The 11,887-nt window shown below is 35.4% G+C and carries 10 protein-coding genes; 7 read left to right on the top strand and 3 right to left on the bottom strand.

The features are described from left to right. Nucleotides 1-76: 76 nt before the first annotated feature. On the bottom strand, nt 77-2,089 hold the full coding sequence (locus tag GFO_RS03945) for an NHL repeat-containing protein (RefSeq protein ID WP_011708742.1): 2,013 nt from the start codon (nt 2,087-2,089) through the stop codon (nt 77-79). Between the two features lie 318 nt (nt 2,090-2,407). Here GFO_RS03945 and GFO_RS03950 point away from each other — a divergent pair, with 318 nt between their 5' ends. From GFO_RS03950 to GFO_RS03960, 3 genes are all read left to right on the top strand, one after another. Further along, nucleotides 2,408-2,818 (top strand): hypothetical protein, encoded by a 411-nt coding sequence (locus GFO_RS03950; protein ID WP_011708743.1) that lies wholly within the window; start codon nt 2,408-2,410, stop codon nt 2,816-2,818. Then, nucleotides 2,815-3,009 carry a helix-turn-helix transcriptional regulator gene (locus GFO_RS03955; protein WP_011708744.1) on the top strand — a complete coding sequence of 65 codons (195 nt, stop codon included), beginning with the start codon at nt 2,815-2,817 and terminating at the stop codon, nt 3,007-3,009. Before GFO_RS03950 ends, GFO_RS03955 begins: the two co-directional genes overlap by 4 nt. A gap of 136 nt (nt 3,010-3,145) precedes the next feature. Next, on the top strand, nt 3,146-5,194 hold the full coding sequence (locus GFO_RS03960; protein ID WP_011708745.1) for an LTA synthase family protein: 2,049 nt from the start codon (nt 3,146-3,148) through the stop codon (nt 5,192-5,194). Here the strand turns inward: GFO_RS03960 and GFO_RS03965 are convergent. Continuing rightward, the gene (locus GFO_RS03965; protein WP_011708746.1) at nt 5,191-6,351 is read right to left on the bottom strand and encodes a hypothetical protein; all 1,161 of its coding nucleotides are present in this window, start codon (nt 6,349-6,351) and stop codon (nt 5,191-5,193) included. The genes GFO_RS03960 and GFO_RS03965 overlap by 4 nt on opposite strands. Nucleotide 6,352: 1 nt before the next feature. Next, nucleotides 6,353-7,606: a YaiO family outer membrane beta-barrel protein gene (locus GFO_RS03970; protein WP_011708747.1), complete on the bottom strand. Its 1,254-nt coding sequence runs from the start codon at nt 7,604-7,606 to the stop codon at nt 6,353-6,355. A gap of 370 nt (nt 7,607-7,976) precedes the next feature. Between GFO_RS03970 and GFO_RS03975 the strand changes: the two genes are divergently transcribed. Genes GFO_RS03975 through GFO_RS03990 form a run of 4 tightly spaced genes read left to right on the top strand, consistent with a single transcriptional unit; the run spans nt 7,977 to nt 11,815 of the window. After that, entirely contained in the window at nt 7,977-8,330 is a 354-nt protein-coding gene (locus GFO_RS03975; RefSeq protein WP_011708748.1) for a DNA-binding transcriptional response regulator, read from the top strand. Further along, nucleotides 8,330-9,379, top strand: coding sequence for a hypothetical protein (locus GFO_RS03980; RefSeq protein ID WP_011708749.1), 1,050 nt, complete (start codon nt 8,330-8,332; stop codon nt 9,377-9,379). The genes GFO_RS03975 and GFO_RS03980 overlap by 1 nt, the downstream gene beginning before the upstream one ends. Continuing rightward, the gene (locus GFO_RS03985) at nt 9,369-10,820 is read left to right on the top strand and encodes a glycosyltransferase family 2 protein (protein WP_011708750.1); all 1,452 of its coding nucleotides are present in this window, start codon (nt 9,369-9,371) and stop codon (nt 10,818-10,820) included. The genes GFO_RS03980 and GFO_RS03985 overlap by 11 nt, the downstream gene beginning before the upstream one ends. Nucleotides 10,821-10,876: 56 nt before the next feature. Next, entirely contained in the window at nt 10,877-11,815 is a 939-nt protein-coding gene (locus tag GFO_RS03990; RefSeq protein WP_011708751.1) for an alpha/beta fold hydrolase, read from the top strand. Nucleotides 11,816-11,887: the final 72 nt, after the last annotated feature.

Genomic DNA, 11,887 nt, shown 5'->3' on the forward strand with positions numbered 1-11,887 from the left:
ATATAATGTTGAAATAAGAAAAGCCCTGAGAAAATTCTCAGGGCTTTTAGGGTTACGTATTGGAATAAAAAATCTTCTAGTTATTATAAAGGTATAGAGATGATGCAGCTGCAAGATCATTACTTACATCTGGTGCAACATTTCCTGTTAAGTTTAGCGCATTAGAGAAGGCTAAAACTTTTCCATTTCCAACTTCAGCAATAAATACTGTGTTGGTTTTATGATCATATGCAATATCAATAGGATTACCTAGCATGGTTGCAACACCAGCAACTCTTGTCTGGTCAGCTTGTGCAATCATTCCACCATCTGAAACAGCATCCAGTTTCATACTGAAATTTTCAATGATTTGGAATCCACCATCGTCTGTAGCATTCCCAGCATCTCCAATATCAGTCAATACCAATACATCATCAGCTTCGCTATAGTCAATACCATGTGTTCTAACAATTCCGCTAACCGTAATTCTTTTATCAGCGGTAATAGAACCGTCCATATCATTATCAAGGAAATCATTAAAAACTGCGATATCACTAGATCCATCTACTACAGCAATAAGGTCACCACCTTTAAAAGTGATTCCCCAAACGTTGAATCCTGGATCTAAGGTACTTTCTAAAGTGAAAGAAGATCCATCAAAAGAATATACATAGAACATATGCATGTCATTGTCAGAAACAACTACATTATTTCCAAATACAGCAATCTCTCTCGGGCTTGCTAATTCAGCATCACCTGTAAAATCTGCGGTTACTGAACTTCCATCCATAGCTCCTGCAAAACCTGAATAATACTCTAGCATCATCCCAGATCTTGAAGCCTGGATAAGCGCATCATTAGTTGCTGAATAATATATTCCTTCAGAAGCACTTGATTCTGTCATTACAGTTTTAATGGTTGCACCTGTAGCATCATATACATTCAAATTTCCGTTACCATTATTTGTAACATATAATTGAGTCATGGCATTAGCGGTAGCCGTACCTGTATTTCCATCGGTTTCATCACTTGAAAAATATATGGATGAAGCAGAGGTAAGATCCATGCTGTAAGAAGGGGCAAGGTCTCCACCATCTCCAATAGAAGTATAGCCAAGCACTTTTCCGTTTCCTATTTCTGAAATATAAACAGCATCTTCTTCAGAATCATAAGCTACATCAATTGGATTTCCTAACATGGTAGAAGCTCCTGCAACTCTTGTTTGCATATCTAAGGTTAAAAGATCACCATCTGAAAGCGCATCAAATTTAGTAGAAAAATCACTAATTACGTGAAAACCACCATCATCTGTTCCATTAGCCGCGTCTCCAATATCGGTCAAGACCATCACGTCATCACTACCATCATAGGTAAGTCCGTGCGTTCTAACAATCCCTTCAACGGTAACTCTTTTAGATGGCATTAAAACTCCATCAGTTATATTAGATTCGAAATCGTAAAATACTGCAAGGTCGCTACTCGCATCTACTACGGCATACAGATCTTCCCCTTTAAAGGTAATTCCCCATACTTTAAATGGCACTTCAACGGTATTCATTAAAGAAAATCCGCTTCCATCATTGGAATACACATAAAATTTATTGGATCCGTTATCTGAAACTACATACGTTGACCCATTAACGGCCAACTCTCTTGGACTTTCAAGATCTGCTGAACTACTATATGCAGGAGAGATTGAAGTATCTTCCATTAGCGTACTAATATCTGAATAAGCGTCTAATCGTAAATCAGATCTTGATGCCTGTACAACGATGTCGTTTGCTGCATCATAGTAGATACCTTCGGCAGCCATGGCATCTGTTGTAAATGTAACCAGTGAATCGCCGGTAACACTATATTTACTTATATTTCCGTTTTCATTGTTAGTCACATAAAGTTCTGCACGTCTTCCTGCTTCTACTTCACAAGGTTCGCAAGAAGTTCCTCCGCAGTCAACTCCTGTTTCATCTCCATTCATCACTCCGTCTGTACATGTTGCCACTTCTGGCATATCATCAATATTGTCATCATCATCAGAGCATGATGCAAGAAGAAAGATGAATAAAAATGCTAATCCGAAATGGGTAATCTTAAAATTAGTCGTCTTCATAATTAAATTTAATTGGTTTACGCTGAAACTTACGGTTCTCAATAGCTTCTAGATGTGAAAGAAACCCGAAACCTTTGTTAAAGAAACCCAAAACTCAAAATGCTACTAGTTTGATAACAGAGATTTTAATTTATAAATTTCCTGTAAAATATTCTGAATCAATTTGTTATATCTAAAATTTCTTAAATGGTGATTCAGATGTTCAAATTGTACTAAATATGATATTTTAAAATTTATATGTAAACAAAACTTTACATATTTAAAATTTATTCTATATTTGTAAAATAAACTTTACAATAAATCAAAACAACTTTACTTATGAGAGCTAAAGAAAGTCATTGTGAACAACGAAAAGCTAAGATTAGAGATCTGGCTATTTGGACAGGTATATGGACTATTAGTGTGGCGGTAGTGACGTTTGGAGCAAAATTTATTTGGGACTATAATACGATAGCAACAATTATCGCAATTTTGGTCTCTACGATTTCCGGAATTGGAATGATTCGTTCTAATATCAGGTATTTAATGGCGCTGGATGAGCTTCAAAGAAAAATCCAGATGGATGCTATGGGAATAGCCCTTGGAGTTGCATTAGTTGGTGGAATTAGCTATTCCATGCTAGATACTACCAATATTATTTCTCAAGATGCTGAGATCTCTTTCCTCATTATTCTAATAGGTTTAAGTTATTTTGGGGCGGTATTAATTGGAAATGCACGTTACAAATGAAAAACAGACTCAAAGTACTGCGTGCCGAATATAATATGACCCAGGCACAACTGGCAGATGAAACAGGGGTTTCCAGGCAAACCATCAATGCGATCGAAAAAGGTAAATTTGATCCCAGTTTACCATTGGCATTTAGATTTTCCAGACTTTTCAAATTGAAGATCGAGGAAATATTTGATGATGAGGAATAATCAGGCTGTATTAAAATCAGAATTCACTTATTTCTTGAATGGATAATTCCCTGTTTTCCAAATAATCAATTATTTTTCATTCTTTTGCACCACTTTAGTTTGAATTAAAGAAAGATAAGCCTCATATCTGTAACCCATGAAATCTAAAACCAATTCTGTAAACAGTATATTCCTATATAATATTAGAAGAGCTACTACTGCATTCACAGGCTTTGCCTTAATTTTTCTTATTTTCCTGTTTATACTCAGTGGAGTAGAGGTAAGCCTGGGAATAGCAAATCATACGGTCGAAAATGGATTTTCAGATCTTTTTTTGTGGAGTTGCCTTGAAGATCTAAAGTTCTTTTTCACCTGGCTTTTACCTGCTTATCTTATTTTTTCCATTTTATATTTACTAAGTAAACAGATTGCCAGATTTTCATTTATAATATTTAGCATTGTATTTTTCCTGGGGCAACTTGGTCTTGTTTTTTACTTTAACACCACGCTTTTAATGCTGGGAAGTGATATTTTCGGGTATTCAACCGATGAAATAATGCAGACAGTTGGTGCTTCAGGTACCTTGAGCTTAACTCCAGTACTTATATTCATCGTTGTGGTAACAGGTTTGGTTGCTTCGCTATTCTATCTGCCTAAAAAACTTAATTTTGGGATTATATTTCCTTCTGTATTAGTATTATTTTCAGTTGTATTCATACTTTTTGGAGCTTCTGAAAAGTTAATTACTGCGGACTTAAATTCAGATTTTGAAACAAATTTAATTAAGAATAAATCCCAGCATTTCTTTTCTGAAACGTACGCTTACCTTGATCCAGATCTTTATGAAACCGATATTTATGCTGAAAGTTACCTGGGGGAATTCTTTTCAAAATATGCCAATGCAGAGCCTATAGAATATCTGGATGATCCAGATTACCCATTTTTGCATAAGGAATTGAAGAGTGATGTGCTTTCTCCATTTTTCGACACACAGGAAAAGGCACCAAATATCGTAATTATCCTTGTGGAAGGACTGGGAAGGGCCTTCACGAATCGCGGTGCTTATTTAGGCAACTTTACACCATACCTGGATTCTCTTTCTACAGAAAGTCTTTACTGGTCAAATTTCTTAAGTAATGGCGGTCGTACCTTTGCCGTGCTACCTTCACTGCTTGGTTCTTTGCCATTTTCAGAAAATGGTTTTCTGGAGATGAAAGATAAAATGCCAAATCAAATTTCCCTTCTGAATCTTCTTAAAAAGAATGGCTATAGAACATCCTTTTATTATGGAGGAAATTCTGAATTTGATAAAATGGACATGTACTTAAAAAAGAACAGGATAGACCAAATTATTGATGAAAATGATTTCCCGTCTTCCTATAAAAAGATACCGGCTTCCAATTCTGGGTTTACATGGGGTTATGGCGATAAGGAATTGTTCAGGTACTATTTAAATACTAAATCAGGGGAAGATAATCAACCCAGATTAGACGTGTTACTTACCGTTAGCACCCATGATCCTTTTCTCATTGATGAAACTGAAAAGTATACTCAAAAATTTGAGAATAGAATGACTGAGTTTGGTTTTAGTGAAGGGAAAAAAAGTGACTATAGAAATTACACCAGGCAATATACCAGTGTCCTTTTTGCAGATGACGCGATTAAAGATTTTATAGAGACTTATAAAAAGAGGGACGATTTTGAAAATACAATTTTCATCATAACCGGGGATCATAGGATTCCGGAGATACCCATGGCTTCAAAAATTGATCGTTATCACGTACCCTTACTTATTTATTCGCCTATGATAAACCGGCCTGCAGAATTTGAATCTGTTTCTTCCCATTTTGATATTGCACCGAGTTTAATCTCATTTTTGGAAAATAATTATAAAGTAAAGTCTCCTAAAATAAACAGTTTCGTGGGCCGGGGGCTGGATACGACCAGGAATTTTCAGAATATTCATCAAATTCCTTTAATGCAGACTAAAACAGATCTAATTGATTTTGTAATGGGGGAATATCATTTAAATGGAGATGACCTGTATCATTTAACCCGTGAATTCAAAGAAGAGATCGTTAAAGACCCTGCTAAAGTAGAAGAAATCAGGAATGGATTTAATCAGTTCAGAAGAAAGAATTCAGAGATCGTGAATGGTAAGAGAATTTTACCGGATTCTATTATTGAAAAATATACGATTAACTAGTTTATACCTTTTTCAGAATATTGCTGTAAAATGGTTGTAAGTAAAGGCTTGTAATAATTCCAGAAAAAGCTGCTTCTTTCCATGGTATTCCTTTCATCATAGAAAAGTCCTTTAAAATAGCCAATACCGCTAAAGTAAGAACTATTCATTCCAACGGGGTTGTCTGCGAAATCCCCTGAAAAATAGAAGAAGTTATAATCGCTGTCAATATGCTCAGTAACCGCGGGAAATTCTGAAGGAATATTAAATTTCTTTAGTTCTTCCAGCCCTTTGTTATTTGCATCGATCTTAAAACTGGATACTACAGAATTAACCTTTTTATCTGGTGTGATAATATCAAACCAAAATGGATATTTTATCCTTTCTGGAAGTTCGTATGTATTCTGAAATTTTTCATTTGTCTCAATATGAGGCATCGAGTTATTGAGATGAGTACCATTTTCAAGAATCACTACCTGGTCCTTATTATTCACAAATGCAATTCCTGAACTTTTAAATGGCCAACGACCCTTATGTGAATTTTTATAATTCCTGATGAGCCATTTAGGGATTTCTTTATTTTCCCTGGGGTTGAGGTTATCAAAATATCTTGCAGTCCATCCCGTCCATCTTACTTTAAACATTTTTTCAAAACGGGTTCTGTTTTCATAAGCGGTTGGTGACCCAATGGTATTAAATTCAGTAATAACCAGTTTACCCTTCTCTTTCATTAATTTGAGTAACTGTATATCCTTGTCACTTAAACCGCCGTAGAGAATACCAGATCGCTCTTTGTCATCTCCCTCCTGAAACCACTCATTATTATAAATTCCGTAGGTATCAGTAAAATAAGCCAAATCGGCATCGTTACTTAACTGACTTAATTTTGAAAATGAAAATCGCTCAAGACCTTTTAGTTTAAATTTTTCGTTGTCTTCAGGAAAAAAACCAAAATAGTCATGACTTACCTTATAAGGTTTTTCTGAAGTCTTAGTGTATTTTTCATGGTTGAGTACCCAATTTAGAGAAATATGTTCCTGCCCTTCAGATGTTAGAACAGTTTTGTCTACAATAGCTATAACCAGTTTTGTATTTGGAGTTGCCAACCAGATTACCCACATAATTAGGGGGATACTAAGAACCAAAATGAGGATTCCCAAAGAGATTTTTTTTCTCATTTTAGAATTTTTTGAAATAGCCTATGCCAATAGAAAACTGATTACCCCGAGTTTCAGGAGCATACTCCTGATCTTCGAGTTCAGCATTAATAAAAAATACATTCGTGCTATTTACAGACATACGATAACCTACTGAAATATTACTGGATTTTAATTTATAGGGATCCTGAATCAAAATGTTGTTCGTATTATCGTCAGGAGAAATACCTGTACCTACTCCAAAACTCAAATAATCATCGGCTCCGGCAATATAATACCGCACATTTAAAGAATAGGAATGAGAAACATTATCATCACCTGGCGTTAGATACGTTCTGGCGTTTAACCAGAAATTACTGATATATTTTCCAACTGAAGCTGTATAGATCCAGGTCTGCTCATCAAAACTAAGCATTCTAAAACCTACTTCGCCTTCAAAAGATGCCGGAAGGTTGGCGTATAATGATGCACCTACACGATACTCAGGAAAAATACTGCCGCTACTTGATATTCCCCCACTCAGGTAGGCATAAAAAGTATCTGAAATACTGGGATAGGCATCAACTACGATTTGTGTACCATTTGATGCGAATCTGTTAGCATAATTGAGTCTACCTATAATGGAACCTATTTTTGTACTTCTGGAATAATCAACACTGGCAAGGTGCCAAGGATCATCAAAGCGATTTTCAAAATTAACAAATTCGTAATCCACTCCAATTTGATTTCTAGCAGAAACATTACGAATAGATTCACCAAGTGATCTTGCTTCAGGTAATTTTGGATTTATTCTTAATAATTTATTGAGAGTATTGGTCGCCTCAGAATATTGTTCCAGGTCTTTCAATATTTTAGCTTTTAATAAAAGAAGGTCTTCGGCTTTAGGATTTTTTTCTATTCCGTTATTAACGATCTTCAGAGCTTTTTCTGAATTATCGTTCCAGTATTCAAGATTGGCATAGGCTAATGAACCATCCTGATGGCCGGGATTCTCTTCCAAAACCCTTTCAAAAGCGACTCGGGCGCTATCTACTTTATCTGTCCAGGTATATAGTCTACCCAGAAATATCCTTACATCGGCATAAGAAGAACTTTTATCTAAAGCTTGTAGTGTAAGTTCTATAGCTTTTGGATAGTTATCTTCATCAAATGCTGCAGTTCGTGCTTTCACAAATAGTTCATCGGTTGTGAATTCTTCTTCCTGGGCATTCACTGAGACAGATGAAAATAGCGTAAGAAAAATTAGAAGTAGGGGGAATGTAATTTTTAATCTCATAAATAGGGCTTAGTACAATTAGAACATTAATTGATCTCTTAAAAATTTGTAGGTTAAGGATGATTTTCAATCTTCAAAATCCAGTGTTCTAAAGTGGTTGCAATATAATAGCTTTAAGCAAATTGAGGGTGAAATTGCTATAATTTTTGTCTAACAAAATATTGATGAGAAACTTTAAATAATTAAAACCAATTATAGTATTCTTGCGTAAGTTTTAACTGACCGAATGATAGTTGAGTATTTAATGTGCACTTATGCGAAAGATTTTTCTTACCTCAGTCTGGTATATAAGAGGTTAAAAAGCTGGTAAAAGCTTTAAAATACTTGGTTTTCAGATGTATTTACTATATTTCTACACAAATTATTTCGAATGAGGAAGGTCCTGGTAATTCAAGAGGATATCGTTATTCTAAAAATTCTTGAAAGGTTAGTGCGTCTAAATGGTTTTGATTGTAAAGCGATTAGATCACTTGATTCACTTACGATTGAGGATCAACAAATCAATTTCGAGTTTATAATTACAGATATTTTGTTTGAAGGAATAGCCCCATTGCAGTTTGTAGCACAAATACAGGAAATTATCCCTCATAAAAATCTGCTTATTGTAACCAATATGGGACAGGATAAAATAAAACAGGAGATATTTGCCCTTCAGGATGTAACAGGATTTTATGCTGTGCCTATAGATCTGGACGAAATTGAAGCCATAATACAAGCCTATTAATGAATGAAGCATCAATACTTTTATTCATAGCAATTGTGTTTTCGGTTCTGGTAATTTACTGGATATCTATTTGCGTTAGCCTTATTTATAGAAGTAATAGAACTTCCAGGTTGAACAAAATAGAAAACACATTTGCAAATGTTGTAAGTCGTTATTTATATAACGATCCGGCTAATCCCATTACCTTAGATGAAATTAAAACTACCCTTAATAATGTAGGGATCAGACCAGAGAATAAGAATAATATCCAGTTCTTGATACGGCTCATGATTCGCACCCAGCGTACCATTCTAGGAAGCAATTTCTCTAAACTTCAAACTTTGTACACCCAGATTCCTCCTTACGGCGTTTCAATAAAAAAAATATCAAGCTGGAGTTGGTACAGAAAAGCAAGAGGTATTCGTGAAATCTATGAGATGAATCAGTCACAATACTTTGATGAGATTTTTAAGTACCGAAATGACAGGAATATATATGTTAGAAGGGAAGCACAAATCGCCTTAGTAGTTTTTATGGGGTGGGAAAGTCTTAGATTTCTTCCTTATCTTCAGCGGAATATGACCTTATGGCAACAAATTAAAATTGTTGAGAAATTGTATGATCTCTATCCAAAACCCGAACTTAAATGGTTGCATAGAGCATATAAAACCGAAAAACTGTTTGGTAAAAAACTCCTTATGCGTATCATTAGAAAATACTTATTACACGGGGAGATAGATTATATTATTGATAACTTGAACCATGAAGATTATGAGGTTCGTGAAACCGCTATCTATTGTATTCAAACTTTTGCTGTTTCTTCTGTTAGCATGGCTTATATAAAGAAGCTTTACGATGATATTCCAAACGCCACCCAGCAAGGGCAGTTGTTGAATTATATTTCTGAGAACTCAGATATTGATCTTGACTTTTATCTGAAACAATTATACGGTAAGAATGAAGACCTTAAACTTAGTGTAGCAGAAATTTTATGGAATAATGGACACAAAGAAAAAGTTCAGGAATTCTATTACCAGCAATATCCAAAATCTGTACTGAATGTGGGATAGTGCTGAAGGCTTTTTTGGTAGTTATTATATCTACTGGATAAGTGTATTCTTATTTATTGGATACGGTGCGAGCTTATTAACATTATATCTAACAGGGATTCTCCTGGCCAGAAGATCAATAAAAAGAACTAAACAGCGATCAATTTTTTTACGTGCAGAAGATATTGTGAGCGCTACAGATATACCTTCAGTAACCGTAATTGCGCCTGCATATAATGAGGGGCTTACCATTATCGAGAACGTTAAATCACTGCTTTCTATTCAATATCCATATTATGAGTTACTTCTGGTGAACGATGGTAGTAAAGATGATTCTCTCCAGAAACTTATTGATGAATTTGATCTTGAGCAGCAGGATGCGACTTTTATTACCCAGCCAATTCCAACAGCTTCTGTAAAGCATATTTATAGAAGCCGAAAGACAAAATATACCCACCTTACCGTAATTGATAAGAATAATGGGGGGAAGGCTGATGCGATTAATGCAGGTGTGAATTTTGCCAATACCGAATTAGTGATCTTTACAGATGTAGATTGTATTATAGAACAGGACGCCATTCTTAAAATGGTGAGACCTTACCTTGAGGAAGATGATAAAGAGATTATTGGTTGCGGGGGAGGTATTGGAATTGCCAACGATTCAGTAATAAAAAATGGTATTTTAACTGAATTAAGACTGCCTTCGAGGTTAATTCCCATGACCCAGGTCGTGGAGTATATTCGGGCATTTTTACTGGGAAGAATGGCATGGAGTGAGATCAACGGACTTATGCTTATTTCAGGAGCTTTTGGGATGTACCCTAGAAAGAGAGTTATTGAAGTTGGAGGTTTCAATCCAAAAACTGTTGGTGAAGACCTGGAGCTTTGTATAAGGCTGAGGAAGCACATGGAAGATAAAAAGATCCCCTATAAAGTTGTTTATCTACCTGAAACCCTTTGCTGGACAGAAGGGCCTTCAGATTATAAAATTTTAGTAATGCAACGGGATCGCTGGGCGCGTGGTTTATGGGAAACCATGAGCCTGCATAAAGATCTATTATTCAATAGAAAATATGGGAATATGGGGCTTTTATTCTATCCTTATTGGCTTTTATTTGAATTTGGAGCTCCAATTGTAGAATTCATGGGGGTAGTATGCATTATTGCTTTTACAATTTTAGGATGGATTAATTGGCCCTTCGCAATATTGTTGTTTTTCGCGGCCTATCTTGTGGGGTGTGTTTTTTCTACCATAGCGATCTTTATGTACGTTAAAAGTTTTGATCATTATACCAAACCAAAGCAAATTGTAGAATTGCTCCTGGCCGCCTATCTGGAACCTTTTTTATATCATCCAATATTGCTCTTTGGCCAGATGAAAGGTTATTATAAAAAGTTGTTCGATATAACTTCGGGTTGGGGGAATATGACTAGAAAAGGATTTAAAATCTCCAAATCCTGACCTCCATAACATTCTGAAATTTTCGTTATCTTTTCCATTCATCCAAACCTTCAGCAATGTCCATCGATCAATTTAATATTTCGTCTTTAGTATTCCTGTTTTTGAGCTTTTTTTTGATAGAAAATAGTTCAGCACAACAAAAGGAAATCTTTGAATATTCAGACGGAAAAATTGCTTATCAAACTTTTGGGAAAGGCTTTCCGGTACTTATCATCAATGGAGGACCTGGAATGAATAGCAACGGCTTTGCTTCTTTGGCGAAAATGCTTTCTGAAAATAATACCACGATCATCTATGACCAAAGGGGAACAGGAAAGTCTAAATTGAAAGAATTAAATGCTTCCAATATGACCATTGATCTTATGGTGGAAGATATTGAAGTATTAAGGCAAGAACTAGGGTTTGAACAATGGATTGTTTTGGGGCAATCTTTTGGGGGGATGTTGGCCTATGCTTACGCAGCAAAATACCCCGAGAGAGTGAACGCTATGATCCAGTCGCATAGTGGGGGAATGAGTTTGAGAAATGTGGGCAGCTTTAGTATTATGAACAGACTTACCGAGGCTGAAAATGACAGTTTGGTACATTATTCAGCGATGATGCATACTAGCCCGGGAAACCCTCGATTAGCAAAAAAAAGAGCTTACTTTATGGCTAAGGCTTATTTAGCCGGAACTGAGCATGAAAATACTGTTGCTGAAAGATTACTGGAGGTAAACCGGGATTTAAATAGCATGATCTGGGGCAATATGCGATCAAATAACTTTGATAAAACTCCTGAAATGAGAGAATTTCAAAATAAAGTATTGATCATTCATGGATTACAGGATGTAGTCCCTATTGAAATTGCTGAATTTGCCCACGAGGTTTTGTCAAATTCTGAATTGCTGAAAATTGAAGATTGTGGTCACTATGGTTGGTTAGATAGACCGGATGTCTATCTCAAAAAAGTTAAAGAATTTTTAAAAGCAAATTCGATAAATATCAATCCTTAAGATAGCCATAACTTAGATTTATTATAAAATAAATTAATAGAGGTTAGTAGATAGTTTCATATTCAAATATTT

The sequence above is a fragment of the Christiangramia forsetii KT0803 genome (genome assembly GCF_000060345.1).
GTDB lineage: Bacteria > Bacteroidota > Bacteroidia > Flavobacteriales > Flavobacteriaceae > Christiangramia > Christiangramia forsetii.

Bases quoted from the DNA above. Each gene is read 5' to 3' on its own strand.
- GFO_RS03945 (WP_011708742.1), bottom strand. From the start codon at position 2,089: ATGAAGACGACTAATTTTAAGATTACCCATTTCGGATTAGCATTTTTA.
- GFO_RS03950 (WP_011708743.1), top strand. From the start codon at position 2,408: ATGAGAGCTAAAGAAAGTCATTGTGAACAACGAAAAGCTAAGATTAGA.
- GFO_RS03955 (WP_011708744.1), top strand. From the start codon at position 2,815: ATGAAAAACAGACTCAAAGTACTGCGTGCCGAATATAATATGACCCAG.
- GFO_RS03960 (WP_011708745.1), top strand. From the start codon at position 3,146: ATGAAATCTAAAACCAATTCTGTAAACAGTATATTCCTATATAATATT.
- GFO_RS03965 (WP_011708746.1), bottom strand. From the start codon at position 6,351: ATGAGAAAAAAAATCTCTTTGGGAATCCTCATTTTGGTTCTTAGTATC.
- GFO_RS03970 (WP_011708747.1), bottom strand. From the start codon at position 7,606: ATGAGATTAAAAATTACATTCCCCCTACTTCTAATTTTTCTTACGCTA.
- GFO_RS03975 (WP_011708748.1), top strand. From the start codon at position 7,977: ATGAGGAAGGTCCTGGTAATTCAAGAGGATATCGTTATTCTAAAAATT.
- GFO_RS03980 (WP_011708749.1), top strand. From the start codon at position 8,330: ATGAATGAAGCATCAATACTTTTATTCATAGCAATTGTGTTTTCGGTT.
- GFO_RS03985 (WP_011708750.1), top strand. From the start codon at position 9,369: ATGTGGGATAGTGCTGAAGGCTTTTTTGGTAGTTATTATATCTACTGG.
- GFO_RS03990 (WP_011708751.1), top strand. From the start codon at position 10,877: ATGTCCATCGATCAATTTAATATTTCGTCTTTAGTATTCCTGTTTTTG.